The organism is Paraburkholderia sp. BR10882 (genome assembly GCF_040948855.1).
GTDB lineage: Bacteria > Pseudomonadota > Gammaproteobacteria > Burkholderiales > Burkholderiaceae > Paraburkholderia > Paraburkholderia nodosa_A.
In genome coordinates, this window is the sequence record NZ_JBFPKP010000033.1 from 31891 (window position 1) to 49973 (window position 18083).

Sequence of the window (18083 nt, forward strand, 5' to 3'; positions counted from 1 at the left end):
ATATCGCATCCGAAAAATCGTTGCGTCTTCAAGGACTTCGCAGGAACCCCACTCTATGGAATCTGCAACTGAAAGTCCTGTGTAAAACCTGAAGATTTATGACGGCTTTTCGAAGCGCGAGGCGACGCCATTCAAGCCGCGCCGGATAGGCGGCGCGGCTTGAATCACTTTCCCTTCTGCTTCTCAGGCAGGATCGTCAGGCCTTGAGGAAGGCGAGCAGATCCGCGTTGACCTGATCGACGTGCGTGCTGCACATGCCGTGCGGCGCGCCATGGTAGATCTTGAGCGTGGCGTTCTTGACGATCTTCGCCGAGAGCTTCGCCGAGTCGTCGATCGGCACGATCTGGTCGTCGTCGCCGTGCAGGATCAGCGTGGGCACGCTGATCTTCTTCAGGTCGTCGGTGTAATCGACTTCCGAGAATTGCTTGATGCACTCGTACTGGCCTTTGATCGAGCCGGCCATGCCTTCGCGCCAGAATTCCTGCACGAGACCTTGCGAGACCTTCGCGTTCGGGCGGTTGAAGCCGTAGAACGGCGTGGCGAGATCGAGGTAGAACTGGGAGCGGTTCGCGGCCACGCCAGCGCGAATGCCGTCGAACACCGACATCGGCAGACCGTTCGGGTTGTTGGCCGTCTTCACCATGATCGGCGGCACCGCGCCGATCAGCACGGCCTTGGCCACGCGCTTTTCACCGTGGCGGCCAATGTAGTGCGCAACTTCACCGCCGCCCGTCGAATGGCCCACGAGCATCGCGCCCTTCACGTCGAGCGCGTCGAGCACGGCGGCCAGGTCGTCGGCGTAGGTGTCCATGTCGTTGCCCTCGGAGGGCTGGCCCGAGCGGCCGTGCCCGCGGCGGTCATGGGCGATCACGCGGTAGCCCTGGTTCACGAGGAAGAGCATTTGCGCGTCCCAGGCGTCGGCGCACAGCGGCCAGCCGTGCGAGAACACCACCGGCGTGCCCGTGCCCCAATCCTTGAAGTAGATCTGCGTGCCGTCCTTGGCGCTCACATAGTTGCCGCCGTGATGATGGCCCGTGCCGTGCGCATGCGCGGGCGCCCCGGTCGTGGCGGCCGCCGCGGCCGGCAGGCTCGACATGGCGGCCATGGCGCCGGCCACGCCCGCGCCTGCGGAAAGGATGCGGCGGCGCGAGGTGAGAATGGTATTCGTATTGATTTGTTGCGTAGTCATGTGTTCTCCGTCGTTGCTTCGCCGCGGAAGGCCCGGGCGAGCTCACTGCGTTCAGGCTGATGAGCGATGGGCGCACAGACCCTGAAACGTCGAACGGTCTGCACCCCGATTTCGCTACCGCAGCTTAGCGACGCGGAAAAGCCATGTCTTTTGTGAAACCTGAATAATCCTGAAACCGCTCTTCAGAAAGCCGAGTGCGCGTGTTACCCACGCGCTACATGGCGTCGGCCATGTCGACGTCACGCAGCCCCGGCGTGTCGAGCTTGCGGCGCAGCGCGGCCAGCTTGCGCATTTCGGGCAGGCGCGGGCCTTCTCCCTGTTCTCCCTGCGCCGCTTGCTCGCCGCCGAAGCGCTCGAACGGCGCGAGCAACGCATAGGCATCGCGAAGCGCGCCCTCCTGCACCATCGACTCGCCGAGATCGAGCGCCGCGCGCAGTTCGAACAGCCATGCGCCCTGCTCGCGTGCAAGCGCCATCGCTTGAGCAAGCTTGCGATGCCCAGCGTCGATGAGGCGCGCGCGCGTCTTGTCGCCTGAAGCGTAACCCGCCCGCGCACGCGCGAGGTGCACCTGGGCGCTTGCCCGCATCAGTTCGGCCTCAAACGCGTGGTCGCCATCCGCGGCAGTGCGCCGCTGCGCCTCGTCGATTGTCGCGAGCGCCTCGTCGAGCCGCCCTTCCAGCAACAACGCTTGCGCGAACGAAACCGTCAGGGCCGAGGTCAGCCTGCGGAATCCACGGGCCTCCAGGCTCGCCAACCCCGCTTCGAGCCGGGAAAGCCCCTCTTCGTGGCGGCCCGCCTCCAGCGCCAACTGGCCCGCGAGGCATTCGCCGTAGTCTTTCCACACTTCGAAACGGTTGAGCGCCGCTTGCGAGCGTAGCAACGCCAGATGGCTCGCCGCGAGATCCGACTCCCCGCACGCCAGCGCAATGGGCACCGCCACGACCGCAAGCAGATGGCACAGCGAAGGCTCGAGCATGTCCGCGCGCACGAGGTTGATCGCGCGTTCGATCAGGTCGAGCGCGAGCGCGGTTTCCCCCTGCATCCACGCGATGCGCGCGAGCGTGCCCGTGCCGAAGATGCGCGGATCGATGCCGAGGTCGGTGTCGGCGCGGCTTTGCGGCCCGCTCACCTCAAGCGACGCGAGCGTGCGCTCCAGCCGGTCGCGCGCCTGTTCGTGTTCGCCGAAGCAATGCAGCGATGCCGCCAGCGTCGCGCTCGCGCAGAGTTTTTGCCACGCCGAACCGCCCCGCAACGTGCGCGCCTCGAAACGCGTGGCGAAGCGCAGCGACGCATGAATGTCGCCCGCGGTCATGGCTGCATTCCACAGGCCCCACATGGCGCGCGTCTCGAAGACGGCGTCCGCGCAACCCGTGGCCCGCTCCAGCACCCGGCGCCAGAGCGCGGCGGCGTCGGCCGCCGCGCCATCCGTCATCAGGAGCGCGGCCGCGTACGCGGAGCACACGCGCATTTCGCAGGTGGCGTCCACGGCGCCCTTGGGTAGCGCGTCGAGCGTTTCGAGCGCCCGATGGGCGCGCTCGCGGCATTCGTGCACCAGCGAGGCGTCGAGCAGCGTGCCCACCAGTGAGCCCGCCAGCGCCACACCCAGTGCCGCATCGCCATCGGATGAAAACGCCCAATCCCACGTGCTGCGCGCCGCGTCGAGCGAGGAATGCGCTTGCGCGCTCTTGCTTCGATGCGGCACGAGGGCCGAGCGATCTTCGATCTGGCGCTGCAAATAACGCAGATGGCGCTGCGCGACGCGCTGGACCTCTCCTTCGTCGTGGAGTTTTTCCATTGCATAGGCGCGCGTCGACTCCGTGAGCCGGTAGAGCGCGATCGCACCATGAAACTCGACCGTGAGCAGCGATTTCGCGGCCAGTTCGCCGAGCGCCGTAATGGCCGCCGCGATCGGCACGCCGGGTTCGGTGGCCACGGCGCAAACCGCGTCGAAGGCGAATGTGCCGGTGAAGAACGCGAGGCTGCGGAACAGCCCCTTTGCCTCAGCGTCGAGCAGCGCATAGCTCCAGTCGAAGGTGGCGCGCAAGGTCTGGTGGCGCGGCAGCGCAAGGCGCAAGCCGCCGCTCAAGAGATCGAGCCGGTCATCGAGCCGCGCCGCCACGCCTTCGATGCCGAGCGTCGCCACGCGCGCCGCCGCAAGTTCGATCGCGAGCGGCAAGCCCTCCAGTTGACGGCAGATGTCCGCCACCGCCCGGACGCTGGCCTCGTCCCCCGCGCAACGCGGCGCGATATCACGCGCGCGCTGAAGAAATAGCTGAACCGCGCCATGATCGAGCATGGCTTCGACGGTATCTTCCGTAGCGGGCACGGCCAGCGGCTCGACCCGATAGACGGTCTCCGCGCGGATGGTGAGCGGCTCGCGGCTCGTGACGAGCACGCGCAGCCAACGCGCATGGGCGACGAGATTTTCGACAAGCTCCGCGACTTCATCGACCACATGCTCGGCGTTGTCGAGCACCAGCAGCACGCCCTCCGGCGGCATTCTCGCGAGCAGCGCGCGCGTGTCCTGCAAGACTTCGGCGGGGCTCACCTGAAGGGCCAGTGCCATCGTAGCGAGCATGGACTCGCGTGCATTCGCGGAGGCCAGTTCGACGAAGCAAACGCTATGGGCGAACTGCGCCTGCGCGACCTCGGCGACGCGAATCGCCAGCGCGGTCTTGCCGATGCCGCCTGCGCCAACGAGGGTGACGACGGCCGACTCCGCCAGCTTCGCGACCACGTTTTCGACATCCGCGTCGCGGCCCACCAGCGCGGTGGGGCGGCCCGGCAGAGTCGAGGCGAGCGCGCCCTGCGGCGCCAGCGGCGCTTGAGGAATGAGAATATAACCGCGGCCCGTGACAGTTTTAATCAGCTCGCGATCGGCCTCCAACGCCTTGCGCAACGCCGCGATGTGCACTTGCAGGCGGTTTTCCTCGACGATCTGGTCTGGCCAGACCGAGTCGATGATGTCGTCTTTGGTCACGATCGAGCCATTGGCCCGAAAGAGCACTTCCAGAATGTCGAACGCGCGCGCGCTTATACGCAACGGCAAGCCGTTGCGCAGAATCTCACGTTGCTCGAAATTCACGAGCAATGCGCCAATTTTGATCATGGACGTTCCCTTGAGCCGCCGGACGGTGCGGCACGATCACTGCCAATTCTGCCTGGCCGAGCTTGCCATCAAAGATCACACGACCGGATTGTAAGCATGATGTAACGCGCGAGTCTTGAAGAAAAATGCACACCGGGCGGCGAGCGCGCTTTGCATGCCAACCCGCTTGAAACAGGGGATAAAATCATCGTATGCACCGTTTTGACGCAGAATTTGATGACTTTTGAACAAGGCGGCTCCAACGCCGTCTTATCCGGCTTCCGAGACACATTAAAAATCAACAGGATGGATCCGGCTTAAGATGGGTCCGAACTGCGTCGCCACAAGGCCTGACCTGCTCCCGATTGCCTCCCGTCCCAATCGAATCGGTTTATTGGACTGCATTTGACGTGGCTGCTCTAATTAAAAAACTTTAATCTTCAGACGTGTTTTAGCGCCCGCAACGCCAATCGCGAGTTCCGATATAATCGACCCGAGTTATTTTTGACTTACGGCGAATGCCGCGAGCGCGGTGACTTCACGCCGGTTGCGCCACCGTACGAGCCATTCCGCACGAGGATCCGCCCAATGCAGCTCGCTAACGAAATCAGCCCGTCTCGCGCCGCTGCGCCAGTCAAGCGCGACGGGCTCGGCTGTACCGCGAGCCGGTTGCGCAAGGACCTGCATATCGGCAGCGGCGACCTCCAGATCTACCGAAAGGGCATGGACGACGCCCGGGCGGAGCGCGTCTCGACCGAGGCCTGCGATCGCGGCTTTCTGGCCGGCATTGCGTTGCAGGGCGGGCATCGGCGCAATCTCTTTCGCGGCGCACGCAGCGAAGAACGTCGCTTCGATTCGAGCTCGATTTATATTCGCGATTTTTCCGAGCCGTATTCCGCTGAACTTCACGGCGATTTCGATTTCGTTCTCGTCGAGTTATCGCCCGAATTCCTCGCCCGTCTCGCCGACGAACACGGCAGCCCCGTGATCCGCGGGCTCACCTGCTCGCCGCGGAAAAAAGACACTGTCCTCTATCACCTTGCGAGCGCGCTGGCTGCAACCACCGACACGTCCGGGCCGTTGAACAAGCTGTTCGTCGACCACGTCGGCCTGTGCATCGGCATCCATCTCGCGCGTCAATATGGCGACTTCGCGCATCACGAAGCGCAGTCCAAAGGGACGCTCACGCCCGCACAGGAAGCCCGGGCGAAGGAGCTTCTGCTGCTGCGCTCGGACAGCGGCAACTCGATCGCCGACATTGCGAGCGAGTGCAATCTCTCGCGCGCCTATTTCATTCGTGCGTTTGCGCGAACCACGGGTCGCACGCCGCATCAATGGTTGCTCGAACAGCGCATTACCGAAGCGCGCGTGCTGATCGAAACCACGGAAAAGTCGCTCGCAGAAATCGCCATGATCTGCGGCTTTTCGGATCAAAGTCACCTGAGCAGGGTGTTCCTCAAGATGTGCGGTGCGACGCCCGGCGCGTGGCGGCGCGCCGCCAGGACCTAGGGCCTGCTCGCACGCGGTAAGTTGCGCGCCACGCAATCTGGTGTTGCGCGGTCATGGCATTCTGTTCCCACGCCTTCCCGTATAGCCTCCATACGACGCATTTTTGTCTGGAGCACGTTTCGTGGAACGCACACAACTCGTACTTGCGTACGACTTCATATGCCCCTGGTGCTGGATCGGCCATCGCAACCTGAAGGCCGGCGCAAAGATAGCGGATTGCGAGAATCGCTACGACACCATCTTTTTGCCTTTCGAACTGAACCCGGGAATGCCGCGTGGCGGCATGAACCGCCGCGCCTACCGCACGCGCAAGTTCGGCAGCCTCGCCCATTCGGACATGCTCGATGCGGCTGTGACGGCGGCAGGCGTGGCGGCCGATGTCCATTTCGACTTCAGCCGCATCGAACTCACGCCCAATACGCGCCTCGCCCATCGCCTGATCCATCACGCACTCGGCGCGGGCACGCCTGGGCAGGCCGAACAGCTCTACGACGCCATCTTCGGCGCGTACTTCGCGCAGGGCCGCGATATCGGCGAGCTCGACACGCTGGTGGATCTCGCGGCGAGCGAGGGCTTCGACGCCGACGCGGCACGCACCTACCTCGACTCCGACGCGGGCGACATCGACGTCAAGGCCTCGCGCGTGAAAGCCGACGCACTCGGCATTCGCTCGGTCCCGACGATACTCGTCGACAAATTCATCGTGAACGGCGCACAACCACCGGTTGTTTTCGCCAAGGCGCTTCAAGGGAGATTCGCATGAGCCGTGATACCCAACCGCACGCCGTCGTGGTAGGCGGATCGCTGGGCGGACTCGTCACCGCGGCGGCGCTGCGCGCGGCCAACTGGGACGTGACTGTGTACGAGGCCTCGGCGCATGAACTCGAAAGCCGCGGCGGCGGCGTCGTGTTGCAGCCCGATGTGACGCATGCCTTCGAATTCGCGGACGTCCCCGTGCCGCATCCGCCGGGCGTGCTTTCCGGCGACCGGATCTACCTCGACGAATCGGACCGCATCGTCAGCCGCTTCTACATGCCGCAAATGCAAACGTCGTGGAGCCTGCTCTACAAGGCACTCAAGCGCGCGCAGCCGGACGGCACGTTGCACGCTGGCGAGCGCTTTACCCGCTTCGAGGACGATGGCGAGCGCGTCACGGCGTACTTCCAAAGCGGCCATCGGCACACGGCCGACCTGCTGATCGGGGCGGATGGCGTTCGATCGACGCTGCGCACGCTGCTCGAACCCGACACGAAACCCCGCTATGCCGGCTATGTCGCGTGGCGCGGACTGGTCGACGAACCGGACCTGGCCGCCGTCGCCGCCGACACATTGCGCGATCGCTTCGCGTTCTCGGACGGCGTGGGACACTCCGCGCTCGCCTACATGGTGCCGGGCGAGGACGACTCCACCGAGCCCGGCCGCCGCCGCTGGAACTGGGTTTGGTACCGCCGCTACGACACCGATGAACTGCAAGACCTGCTCGTGGATCGCAACGGCGTGCAACGGCCATTCTCGCTTCCGCCCGGGACTGCCAAACAAGTGGACATCGACCGCCTGAAGGATGAAGCGCAAACGCTGCTCGGGCCGACGTTCCGCGCGCTCGTGCATGCCACCGACATTCCGTTCATGCAGCCCATTGTCGACGTGCAGACGCACTCGATGCGCTACGGCCGGGTGCTGCTCACCGGCGACGCCGCTTCGGTTCCGCGCCCCCACACCGCCGGCAGCACGGCCAAGGCGGCCGCCAACGCTTACGCCCTGGCGCGCGAACTGGAGGCGGCGCAGCAGCCGCAGCACACGGGCGAAGGCGCGCTCGACCGGGCGCTCTCGCGCTGGAACGCGGAGCAGATGCGAGTGGGCCGCGCCATGACGACGCGAGGCATCATGCTCGGCAACCAGTTGATGCGCATTCCCGCGCACAGCGTCTGAACGTCCGGATGGGTGACGCACATGAAAACTGCCATTGTCGGCGGCTCGATTGCGGGTTTGGCGGCCGCGCTGACGCTGCGTTGCGTCGGCCACGACGTAACGATATTCGAGCGCACGGCCGCCGGCATGCGCGGCCACGGTGGCGGCGTTGCGGTCCTACGCCAGATGATGCGCTTTCTGGAGCAGCACGGTCATGCTACGCGCAAGACGCTTGCCGTGCCGGTCGAGTGGCGGCGATGGCTGGCTTCAGATGGCTCTCTCATCGACGAGGGCCGCGAAATCGTGCCGTTTTCGTCGTGGGACGCGGTCTATCGCTCGTTGAGCGAGATGCTGCCACCCGATGCCGTTCGATATGGCGAGCCGGTCACGAACGTGCGAAACCTGCAAGGCAGCGTGGAAATCGAAATCAACGCACGCGAAATGGTCACCGCCGATCTGCTGGTTGCGGCGGACGGCGCAGGCTCCGGCTTGCGCGCCATGCTTTTCCCTGATTATCAATCGTCGTATGCGGGCTATCTCGCGTGGCGCGGCGTGGTTGAAGAAGCGCAGCTTCCGGCACATCTGGTCGCCGAACTGGATAACAGCATCACGCTCCTGCGCGAACGGGATGCGTTGTTCATGACGTTTCCCATTCCCGCACTGGATGGGGCGATCGAACCGGGCAAACGGCGATTCAACTGGCTGTGGTATCGAAACGAACCCGACGCAGCGCTAAGCCGCTATCTAACTGATCGCGAAGGACATCGTCACCATGCCTCCGTGAGCCCCGGAGGGCTTTCCGCCGAAGCTACGGCGTACCTGCACGATTGCGCGCGCGAAAAGCTGCCGCCTGTCTTGCAGCAATTGATGACGCACACGCAGGCACCATTCATTCAGGCGATTTTCGACGCATTGAGTCCGTCGTTTGCCGAGGGACGCGTCGCCCTGGTGGGCGACGCCGCATGCACGGTCCGCCCGCACACGGCCTCCGGCACCTCCAAGGCGGCCGACGACGCGATCACGCTTGCACAAACCTTGAGCGGCCTGAACCCAGCCGACAATGTCGAAGCCGCGCTGGCAACGTGGGCAACGGCGAGGCGCACGGAACTCGGCCCGCTCATCGTGCGAGGCAAACAACTAGCGCAGTCGTTCGGCCTCGGCGCAAGCACGCAATAGCGTGATCGCGCGATGCAGTCGCGTCAGTCGATCAATGCTCTATTCCACCCGGCCCTCGACGAACTGGAGAAACGCCCGCACTTTTCGCGAGAGCCGCCGGTTAGGCAGATACGCCGCATACGCGACTGCCTCGTCGCCGTGCGGCGTCACGCGGTAGTCCGCGAACAGATGCATGAGTCGACCCGCGTTGATATGTTCCCTGACCTGCCATTCCGGCAATAGCGCGAGCCCCTGGCCCGCGAGCACGGCCTCGAGCAGCATATCGAGACTATTGGAAACGAGCCGCCCTCGCACGTTGATTCGTTCCTGTTCTCCCGCTCGCATGAACGTCCACGTTTGACGGGCGCGATAGCTGCCGCCGTACGCGATGCGCAGGCATTGATGGTCGGTCAGTTCGGCGGGCGTGAGCGGCACGCTGTAATGCTCCAGATATTCGTGGCTCACCACTACCACGCGTGGATTCTCCGCCAGCTTTTTCGCTATGAGATTGGGGTTATCGGAAGGCAGGCCGATGCGGATGGCGATATCGATACGCTCCAGCGCCAGATCGATCATGTGATCGGCAACGACAATGTCGAGCGCTACATTGGGATGCTCGCGCAAAAACGCTGCAAGGTGCGGCGCGAGCACGACGCGGTTGTAGGTCGTGGGAACCGTGATGCGCAGCGTGCCGATTGGTGCCGCGCCGCTGTCGAGGATGCTTTCGTCAGCCTCCGTCAATCCGTCGAGCACCTTGGATACCTGCTCGACATAGCTCGCGCCAGCGTCGGTCAGGCTCACGCGGCGTGGCGTGCGCGTGAGCAGCGCCGTGCCGAGTTGCGCCTCCAGGGCGTCCATCAGGCGCGCCACCGACGAGGTGGCGACCCCCATGCGCTTTGCCGCTTTGGCGAATCCTCCGGCGTCCGCGACCTCGAGCAGGGTCTTGAGGGCTACAAGTTTATCCATGGCTCCATGACGCGCATGCTGCGCAATGACTTTGTGACGGGGAGGTTACACCCTAACGCCGCGCGGTTGTTGAATGCGTGTAATGAGCAATGCGGCCAATACACTTTAAGGAGCCCGTTACGAGTTCCTTAAATCGTATTGCGCACCGCGCAACCTCATGACCGATTCCATGCATATTCACTGCTCGCTTCGAGATCGATAGTCTTACGGATACTGCGCGCCCGTATAAGGATTGGGACGCAGGTGCATGAAGAGACCATTGCAAACCAGACCGGATGGAATGATGAAACGCATCGGAAATGTCGAAATCGATCTCGTGGCGAGAAAGGTCTATCGGGCAGGATCGGAAATGACGCTGGGAACACGCGCTTTCGACATTCTCGAAGTCTTGATTCTCGCGGATGGCAAGCTCGTTTCCAAGGATGAAATCCTGCAAAAGGTGTGGTCGGATTGCGTGGTCGAGGAAAATAACGTGCACGTACACATTTCCGCCATTCGCCGCGCGTTTGGGAAAGACCGCGATCTGATCACCACGGTTTCCAGGCGTGGCTACCGCTTGAAGCAATGCGAAGCCACTCCCGGAACCGGCGAACCCTCGCGCGCAAAGACCGAAGCAGCACGTCATAACCTGCCCCGCACGCCCGGCAAAGTGCTGGGCCGCGAGCACGCCGTGGCGACGCTGCCGGCGCGCGTGGGCGAAACACGGCTTCTTACGCTGCTGGGAGCGGGCGGCATTGGCAAGACGCGATTGGCCGTGGCTTTGGGGTTCGAAGCACTGCCAAACTTCAGCGACGGGGTATTCCTTGTTTCGCTCGATTCCGTCTCGTGTATCAAGGAGATTGTCGCGAAGATCGCAGAGGCAACGCTTGCAGGGTCGGCACAGTGTGCACATTCTCTTGCATCATTGACGCAGGCGGTCACTGCAAAGAAGGCGCTCCTGATACTCGACGGCTGCGAGCTTCTGGCGGATGCGGTGGCGCACTGCGTGGACGCCGTCCTGAAAGACTGCCCCGGCATCCACATGCTTGTCACGAGCCGCGTGCCGCTGAACCTCTCTTATGAGACGCGCGTGATCGTCCCGCCGCTGTCGTCTTTAACTCCGCTTGCAGACGCGAAACGCACACCCGAATGCGCAGCGGTCCAGCTATTTCTCGCGCGTTTTTATGCGTTGAGCGGAGGCATTGACATGAGCGAAGCCGGTATGGCCGCCGTGCGAAAAGTATGCGATTCGCTCGACGGCGTACCGCTCGCCATCGAACTCGCCGCCGAAACTGCCGCGATAGTCGGACTCGACGCTTTCGCGGGCGACTTCAAGCGGCGCATCCTGGAGTTCGAGTCGCGCATGAAGGATTTGCCCGCGCATCATCGCACTCTAAAGGCGAATTTCCTGCGCAGCGAAAATACGCTCTGCGATCTGGAACGCGTGGTCCTGCGGCGGCTGGCTGTTTTCCCACGCGCTTTCGATGCGAGCGAAGCCGTTCGGATCGCTGCCGATTCTCAGCACGACGCTGCGTCCGTGGAGCGTGCGCTTGCGTTGCTTGCGGAAAAGTCGCTTTTGCTGCGCCGGCGAGAAGGCATGAAAACACGCTTCGAAATGTTCGCGCTGACGAGAATCTTCGCCCATGAGCGGCTCGCGGCATGCGGCGAAATGGCCGACATGCAGAATAAGTTCGACCGCATGCGCAGAGAGCAAGACGGCCCTGCCGCCAAGGTGCGCATCGTCGCAAATCATGCGTGGCCCTTCGCAGAAAGCCAGAGCCGGGTGCTCACCCCGGCTTGACGGTCTGCCCTCTCACTTGCCGGCCGCGACGGCGTTGAGCGCTTCGAGCATGCTCCCGGCGTCCCGATCGCCGTCATAACGCCGGCCGTTGATGAACAGGGTCGGCGTGCCGTTGACGCCGCTGCGCAAGCCGCCGTCGAAATCGCCTTGAATGCGTTCGTCATACGCGCCTTCAAACGCCGCCTTCAAGTCGCTCGCGCGAATGCCGATATGCGAGGCGTAGGTCGCGAGCGCCCCGTCGTTCAGCGCGCTCTGGTTTTCATAGAGCACGTCATGCGCTTCCCAGAAGCGTCCGATCGCCGCTGCGGCCTCCGACATTTCGGCTGCATGAAGCGCGTGCGGATGCATCGAAGCGAGCGGAAATTGCCGGAACACGAAGCGCAGACGCTCGCCCATCGCTTGCTGGACTGCCTTGATGACGGGATACATCGCGCCGCAATACGGACATTCGAAGTCGCCGTATTCGACGAGCGTGACCGGCGCATCCGCGGCGCCCTGCACATGATCGGCGTGCCCAACGGGCGGAGTGAGATGGCTCATGACAGGTCCTGTTGCGTGGTGGAGACGAGATGCTGGAGGGCGTCGAGCACGCCGTCCACGCCCGGATTGATGCTGATCGGCGAGACTTCCGACCAGCGCACGACGCCTTCCCCGTCGAGCACGAAAAGCGCCCGTTCGCTCACGCCTTCCGCCGCGCGATACACCCCGTAGCGGCTGGCGACCGCCCCTTTGGGCTCGAAGTCCGCCAGCAGCGGAAAATGATAGCTGCGCTGCGCGGAAAAGGCGGCGTGCGACCACGCACTATCCACGGAAATGGCCACGAACTGCGCCTTGTACCGCTTGAACATGTCGAGTGCGGCGTTGAACAAGCCGAGTTCGTCGCCGCAAACCGGACTCCAGTCGGCCGGGTAAAAGGCGATGATGACCGGCGCGCCGCGCAATTCCGACAACGACATTTTCTGGTCCGGCGTGGCCAGCAACGTGAAGTCCGGCGCTTGCACGCCGGGCTGTAGCGGTGAAGCGAGGTTTTCGGCAAGCAACGTGTTCATGTTCTGAAATGCTCCTGATGGGCTTCGTTGAGTTGTCGCATGGTGCGGCAACCGATGCGTTCCAGAATATCGCCGGGCTCGGCGGCCTCGCAATTATGCAATCGCATCGTGGTCTCACGAGAAAGTTAAAGTGACCGAAACCTTCGTATAACGGTCGGGCCACAAAGTCGCGTCCCGCCGCCTTCGCTTAACGACACGCAAATATGAAGTGATATATGCTGCCGTTCGGCTCCAACCGTCGGCGTCCGCTTTTTCTGAGCTTCTCCCTATCACTCAACGCACCAGGCATCGTGACCAACGTCGAATTTTTCCACTATCTGCTCTTGTTGATCTGTGGAGCGGGCGCGCTGACATGGCTTGCCGAGCGCATTGCCATTCCTCCTGCGGTCGTGCTGCTTTTTGGCGGCTGCGTGATTGCGGTCGCGGGCAAGCGCGTGCCGCAAACGGACCCGGATCTGCTGCTTGCGGCCATCATGCCGCCGCTCTTGATGTCGAGTTCTTTCTATACCGCGTGGAAGGAGTTTCGCGAGGAACTGGGCACCATCGTCTCGCTTGTGCTGGGCGCGGTGACCTTCACGACGGTTGCCGTGGCGGTCACTGTCCACACCGTCAACCCGGCGTTGCCGTGGGCCGCGTGCTTCACGCTCGGCGCAATCGTCTCGCCGCCCGACGCCGTGGCGGCGAAAGCGATTCTGCAGCGTTATCCCCTGCCCGCCAGACTCGTGGCCGTGCTCGAAGGCGAAAGCCTCGTCAATGACGCTTCGGGCCTGCTGCTGTATCAAATGGCCGTTTCGGCGGCGCTCGCGGCCACCATCACGTTCGCGAGCGCGACGGGCCTGTTCGTCGAGTTGATCCTCATCGGCATCATCGTCGGCCTGCTGTGCGGCCACGTCATGTGCTGGGCCCTGCCGCGCCTGCGCGAGCCGATGCTGGGCATCGTCGTCACCTTCGTGATGGCGTGGGCGAGCTACGGCATCGCGGAAGCCGTGGGCGGCTCGGGCGTGCTGTCGGTCGTGACGTGCGGGCTCGTGCTGGGCATCCGACAGCACCGTGTGTTCAGCGCCGACCTGCGCATCAAGGCGAAAGCGACCTGGGAAGCGGTCGTGTTTATCCTCGACGCGCTAGTGTTCATCATGATCGGCCTCGTGCTGCACGAGATCCTCGCGCGCGTGAATCACGAAAGCGCCGTGGTGATGGCCGGCTTGCGAGTCGCGCTGCCGGCAACGGCGGCCGCTATTGTCGCTCGGCTGGTCTGGGTGCTCGCTGCGGTCTGGTTGCCAAGCCGTTTGCGCGCGCGCCGTTCGGGCGGCGAGGCATGGTCGTTCGCCGAAGCGATCGTCATGGGTTGGGCGGGCATGCGCGGCGTGGTCAGCCTGGCGGCGGCCATCGCGTTGCCGGAGAACTTTCCGGGGCGCGACGTGATCGTCTTCAGCACCTTCCTGCTCATCATCGCCACGCTCGTCGTGCAGGGCGGCAGCCTCGCCCCGCTGATCCGCTGGCTCAAACTACGCCCCGCCACGCGCCATACGATGTCCGAGCACGAAGCGCGCGCCCATTCGTTCGGCGCGGCGCTCGACGCGGTGAAGGACATGGCGAAACAGGGGCTGCCTATTCCGCGTGCCACGCTCGATCGCCTGATCGCCGAATACAAGGTTCGCGTGACTGCGAACAAGGGCGCGCACCTCACAGGCGGCTTGAGGATCGAAGAGCGTGCGCAAGTCTTGCGCGTAGAGCTCGAACTCGTCGGTGTGACGCGGGGCGCGTTGCTCGATCTGCATCGCAACGGCCGAGTGGACGACGCCGTGCTCCATCGCATCGAATCGGAGCTGGATTTCGAGGAGATGCGGCTCGTTCGTTTGCTGGAGCCCTGAGGCCACGGAGACCGCTGGGGCCACTGAGAGGATAGCGGCGCGCCCCTCACGAAGCCGGCACTCGCCGCGTAAGATCGAACGCGACGAGTTTGCCCGACACGACCAGCAACAGGCCGACCACACCCAGCAGGGACCAGCGGTAGCCTTCGTAACCTCACTGAACTACGACCGTCTCGATCGGGAGCCGCTACACCGAGCAGCAAGCGCCCCGGTCGGAGCCAGCGCGTCCGACGAGCATCAGGTAAGCGGCGACACCGATCATCAAATCTGGTCACCACGAGCGACAGCGCCGACCGGGCATGCATCTATCTCGATGCGACACTCCCTTAGGTAAGACCGAACTCCCGGAAAACACACCAGTATTTTCTTAGCTTTAGGATAAGTTTAATTCTATCTAAACCGCAGGAACGCACCCCCGCGTCGCCCCGACGTTCTCCCGGCGCTACATAGCTGCCCTCTCGGGTGAACTCGTGCGCCCCGAAGGTCAGACAGCGAGCTTCCGGTGTCGGCCATAATCGGCCATTCAACATCAATGTGCAGATCGTCAACAATGTGTGCTTCCGAGCCTGCTGTGGAGCGGTTGCTCCCCCTTGTGTCTGGCGCTCGCTGACAGGAGGGGGTGAACTTCGATGCACACAGGGTCAAGAGGTTTCGATTGCAGCTTGCATTGCTCTCTTGCACGCAATCACGTGTACGTGTGATTGAATATCGCGCGGCAATTTATCTATACGCTTTAACACTTCCTCGCAAAACCCGACCACGTCTTTCTGTTGCTTATCGTCCATATTCAGACGATGTTGCCCCAAATAATCAACCACACCTGCAGCTACTCGATACGGGTAATGCTTTGTTTCGCGAAGAATCTGCTTTTGGATGATGGATTTCGCTTGCAGATAGTATTCGAATGCCACGGCGGAATTCTGTTCGCGAGTTGCTTTTTTTAAAAGAAAGCGCGCGTAATGGTTGTCGATCTGATAGGGATCGTAGTTTGAACCCTTGGCGTATGCGTAGGCTGCTTTAAAATACGGTTCGACATCATCCAAGTCGTCGTCGAACGAAAGCCGCGCAATGGCATATTGAAGCCAGTAATGAGGGTTTCTTTTCGCAACTTTGGTGTTTTGAATCGCTTCGTAAAATCTGATCGTGGCCGCTCGCAGCCCGGTTTCAGGAAGAAGTTTTTGAAGCGCACTAAAACTCATGACGCTTCTCAAAAAATATTGATATTCCGATCGAACGTCGGTACGCTCAAGCGCCTGAAGATACATTTCGGTGAGCACATCGACAACCTCGCCGGCGTCACCGAGGCTGGTCAAGTAAAACTCTGCCAGAACAGACGACCGAAGCCGAATCTGTCCTGCAGTTTCGCTCCACAAGAATTTTACGCTTTCTCGATCTGTATTCGACAGTCTTATGAACGGCGAGTTCTTCAATAAATCATCCAGCGAGCGACGATCTAAGGTAATTCCACTTCCGCGTATGATAAATGCAGCAATAGCAACTCTCCGAACGGATGGTTGAATTGCCGTAAAAATATCGGAAACCTTTTTTGCGATGTTTGGCGAGCGATACAGTTTTAGCAGAATTTGATGTAATTGCGAATTGCAGTCCTTGGTAACAAGTTGATATTTTTCCGAATCGGATTTCGCTGAAAACTCAGCCCACAATCCGTAACTATCAATCAAATCTACGATCTCGGCTAATTCGCGCTTATCAAGCTGGTTGATCTCAAACTCTGCGACGTGGCGAACATGCAGAGCAAGTTCGAGGCGGTCCAAGTATGCATCATGGACGTGTGAGCGCCCACCGAGCAAAAATCTTATCGGCTTCCCGGTTCTGCGAATGGAAACAAAATCGATAAATTTGAGTAATGGTATATAGTTGTCGATTACAAAGACCGTATGACCGGGAGGGATATTGCATGTTGAGCTTCCTTAAGTGCTTCTTTCGAATCTGATTTCACGCGAAACACATTCCATCCAAGTGTTCCAAGCCTCAGTGCCAATTGCTCTAGCAGAATAGTCTTGCCGTTGCCCAGGTCTGAAATCACTACTGCGTCGTCACCTTGGCCTAGAGCGTCGAGGATTTTTTGACAATGAGTTCTTTCAATCAGATATGCGCGTTTCTGTTCGTCCTTGGTGCTGGCGACATTAACCAGTGAGCGATTTACCTCGCCGTAAAGGAATAACTTTTCAATGTCAGAATTCGATGCGACATCTTTTGTGAGTTTGAAATCAATTTTCTCGAGCGCGAGAAATGAATGCAATTGCTTTGATGGCGTATGCGTCTTCTGCTCTAGCTCAATTTGCTTTGCAAATTCCTCTATGCCAACGGGATAGACGTCACCGAACATCGGTAGAAAAAGCTTGTCGGGGCCAATATTTTTATCGGGACTCGTTATGAAAATCGCTTTGTTTTTGGTGTCTTCAACGTGAACGATGCGTTGGATGTCCAGGTCATACATTGAATATCCAATGAATATCACCGCCCGCGCAAGCTGAAGGTCTTGGCGAAATACCGTGCTCCACGGAGAGGCGTTGAATTCGTCAACAAGATAACTTGCGGCCGTCAGCTTGAATCCACCGGTTAAATCGTTTTGAGTCAGGCGAGTGATGAGGCCATTGATGTGCAAACAAACGCGTGATCCCGATAAAAAACTTTCGGGAGCGTCGCTTAGTGTTACCGGAACCAGTTGTTTTCCAAGGTTGGCTGCGCTTTTTTCAGCGAGGTCATCGTAGTTTGTAGTGTAAATTCTGTGCCATGGCAGGCTAAGGAGTGCCTCGTGATGCGGGGCAGCTTCGCGGATTGAAAAGACATTCCGGCACAGATCAACTAGGCCCAAGGCTCCGCCATGCCCTTTGTCTCCCAAGTAGCATTGGGAGGCGAGAGCAAGATTGTCATCGTCGGTATCGATCCCGCACAATTCGTACAGGTGACGGGCGAAGGCGCGACCTGTCATCGGACTCTTGTTCTCTAAATTCTTTGCTTTGTAGGAAAACCCCGAGCCCATAAACAGGATCGCATTGCCATCTATTGCGTGGCGGATTGCCTCGTTCAGATCCATTCGTGTCCCCAGAATACGCGGTTGCGCGAAACGGCAGATTGCCGTGGCTTTGATATTCGTTTTAGATTGTCGGGGAATTTCAAGAAACGAACAAGCGATCGCGTTCCTTCCGCATCGCGGACGATGAGACGTGGATCGCGTCCCCTGTATGACGAAGCCGGTACAGAGCACGCAAGGGGCTTGGGTGCGCGCGCGTGCAATCCTGCCCGCGATTGCCCAGCAATTTGATGCAGGTTAGGTCATTGACGCGGGCAAAAATGGACGGTGTTGGTGGGGGCCGCTACGGAGAAGTCTAAACGTCCCTTGTGGGTCGGTCAGGGTCATCTGGCCGATGCGGCGGACCACCGCGTTGACGTCAGTCTCGGTACCTGTCGCGGCTTTTCGCGTCCTTGATCCATGCATGGACGCCCCCAGTTTGCCAAGCGCTCAGTTCGTGACAGGTTATAGGTCAAGATTGCAGCCATGCATTCGGACTTCGCACGGCACTCGCCGACGGTCCCTGATGGA

13 protein-coding genes are annotated in these 18083 nt (G+C 61.2%); 6 read left to right on the plus strand and 7 right to left on the minus strand.

Annotated elements, in window-relative coordinates; all coding sequences use genetic code 11:
- Positions 1–196 precede the first annotated feature (196 nt).
- Positions 197–1189 (minus strand): alpha/beta fold hydrolase, encoded by a 993-nt coding sequence (locus AB3X99_RS38830; RefSeq protein WP_368661828.1) that lies wholly within the window; start codon positions 1187–1189, stop codon positions 197–199.
- 214 nt (positions 1190–1403) lie between these two features.
- Complete coding sequence (locus AB3X99_RS38835; protein ID WP_368661829.1) at positions 1404–4298, minus strand: winged helix-turn-helix domain-containing protein; 2895 nt, start codon at positions 4296–4298, stop codon at positions 1404–1406.
- A 567-nt stretch (positions 4299–4865) separates the two neighbouring features.
- Between AB3X99_RS38835 and AB3X99_RS38840 the strand changes: the two genes are divergently transcribed.
- The 4 genes from AB3X99_RS38840 to AB3X99_RS38855 all read left to right on the plus strand — a co-directional run bounded on the left by AB3X99_RS38840 (position 4866) and on the right by AB3X99_RS38855 (position 8870).
- Positions 4866–5786 (plus strand): helix-turn-helix transcriptional regulator, encoded by a 921-nt coding sequence (locus AB3X99_RS38840; RefSeq protein WP_368661830.1) that lies wholly within the window; start codon positions 4866–4868, stop codon positions 5784–5786.
- Between the two features lie 121 nt (positions 5787–5907).
- Positions 5908–6549, plus strand: a complete 642-nt coding sequence (locus AB3X99_RS38845; protein ID WP_368661831.1) for a DsbA family oxidoreductase — start codon at positions 5908–5910, stop codon at positions 6547–6549.
- On the plus strand, positions 6546–7715 hold the full coding sequence (locus AB3X99_RS38850) for an FAD binding domain-containing protein (RefSeq protein WP_368661832.1): 1170 nt from the start codon (positions 6546–6548) through the stop codon (positions 7713–7715). Before AB3X99_RS38845 ends, AB3X99_RS38850 begins: the two co-directional genes overlap by 4 nt.
- A 21-nt stretch (positions 7716–7736) precedes the next feature.
- Positions 7737–8870, plus strand: coding sequence for an FAD-dependent monooxygenase (locus tag AB3X99_RS38855; RefSeq protein ID WP_368661833.1), 1134 nt, complete (start codon positions 7737–7739; stop codon positions 8868–8870).
- Positions 8871–8909: 39 nt separating this feature from the next.
- Here AB3X99_RS38855 and AB3X99_RS38860 read toward each other — a convergent pair whose 3' ends face one another.
- A complete protein-coding gene (locus AB3X99_RS38860) occupies positions 8910–9815 on the minus strand; it encodes a LysR family transcriptional regulator (RefSeq protein WP_254316601.1) in 906 nt (301 codons plus the stop codon).
- Between the two features lie 349 nt (positions 9816–10164).
- On the opposite strand from AB3X99_RS38860, the gene AB3X99_RS38865 reads away from it, so the two are divergent.
- The gene (locus AB3X99_RS38865; protein WP_368661839.1) at positions 10165–11595 is read left to right on the plus strand and encodes a winged helix-turn-helix domain-containing protein; all 1431 of its coding nucleotides are present in this window, start codon (positions 10165–10167) and stop codon (positions 11593–11595) included.
- A gap of 12 nt (positions 11596–11607) precedes the next feature.
- Here AB3X99_RS38865 and AB3X99_RS38870 read toward each other — a convergent pair whose 3' ends face one another.
- Together AB3X99_RS38870 and AB3X99_RS38875 are read right to left on the minus strand one after the other, a co-directional pair.
- The gene (locus AB3X99_RS38870) at positions 11608–12135 is read right to left on the minus strand and encodes a DsbA family protein (protein ID WP_368661834.1); all 528 of its coding nucleotides are present in this window, start codon (positions 12133–12135) and stop codon (positions 11608–11610) included.
- Positions 12132–12644, minus strand: a complete 513-nt coding sequence (locus AB3X99_RS38875) for a redoxin domain-containing protein (protein ID WP_368661835.1) — start codon at positions 12642–12644, stop codon at positions 12132–12134. The genes AB3X99_RS38870 and AB3X99_RS38875 overlap by 4 nt, the downstream gene beginning before the upstream one ends.
- A 290-nt stretch (positions 12645–12934) precedes the next feature.
- Between AB3X99_RS38875 and AB3X99_RS38880 the strand changes: the two genes are divergently transcribed.
- Entirely contained in the window at positions 12935–14515 is a 1581-nt protein-coding gene (locus AB3X99_RS38880) for a cation:proton antiporter (RefSeq protein ID WP_368661836.1), read from the plus strand.
- Between the two features lie 641 nt (positions 14516–15156).
- Here the strand turns inward: AB3X99_RS38880 and AB3X99_RS38885 are convergent.
- On the minus strand, positions 15157–16290 hold the full coding sequence (locus AB3X99_RS38885; protein WP_368661837.1) for a hypothetical protein: 1134 nt from the start codon (positions 16288–16290) through the stop codon (positions 15157–15159).
- A 110-nt stretch (positions 16291–16400) separates the two neighbouring features.
- Entirely contained in the window at positions 16401–17576 is a 1176-nt protein-coding gene (locus tag AB3X99_RS38890; RefSeq protein WP_368661838.1) for an SIR2 family protein, read from the minus strand.
- Between the last annotated feature and the right edge of the window lie 507 nt (positions 17577–18083).

What these genes read in the sequence shown, in the direction of transcription:
- AB3X99_RS38870 (WP_368661834.1), bottom strand. Translation starts at nt 12,135, where the DNA reads ATGAGCCATCTCACTCCGCCCGTTGGGCACGCCGATCATGTGCAGGGC.
- AB3X99_RS38850 (WP_368661832.1), top strand. Translation starts at nt 6,546, where the DNA reads ATGAGCCGTGATACCCAACCGCACGCCGTCGTGGTAGGCGGATCGCTG.
- AB3X99_RS38855 (WP_368661833.1), top strand. Translation starts at nt 7,737, where the DNA reads ATGAAAACTGCCATTGTCGGCGGCTCGATTGCGGGTTTGGCGGCCGCG.
- AB3X99_RS38840 (WP_368661830.1), top strand. Translation starts at nt 4,866, where the DNA reads ATGCAGCTCGCTAACGAAATCAGCCCGTCTCGCGCCGCTGCGCCAGTC.
- AB3X99_RS38865 (WP_368661839.1), top strand. Translation starts at nt 10,165, where the DNA reads ATGACGCTGGGAACACGCGCTTTCGACATTCTCGAAGTCTTGATTCTC.
- AB3X99_RS38875 (WP_368661835.1), bottom strand. Translation starts at nt 12,644, where the DNA reads ATGAACACGTTGCTTGCCGAAAACCTCGCTTCACCGCTACAGCCCGGC.
- AB3X99_RS38835 (WP_368661829.1), bottom strand. Translation starts at nt 4,298, where the DNA reads ATGATCAAAATTGGCGCATTGCTCGTGAATTTCGAGCAACGTGAGATT.
- AB3X99_RS38860 (WP_254316601.1), bottom strand. Translation starts at nt 9,815, where the DNA reads ATGGATAAACTTGTAGCCCTCAAGACCCTGCTCGAGGTCGCGGACGCC.
- AB3X99_RS38890 (WP_368661838.1), bottom strand. Translation starts at nt 17,576, where the DNA reads ATGGATCTGAACGAGGCAATCCGCCACGCAATAGATGGCAATGCGATC.
- AB3X99_RS38830 (WP_368661828.1), bottom strand. Translation starts at nt 1,189, where the DNA reads ATGACTACGCAACAAATCAATACGAATACCATTCTCACCTCGCGCCGC.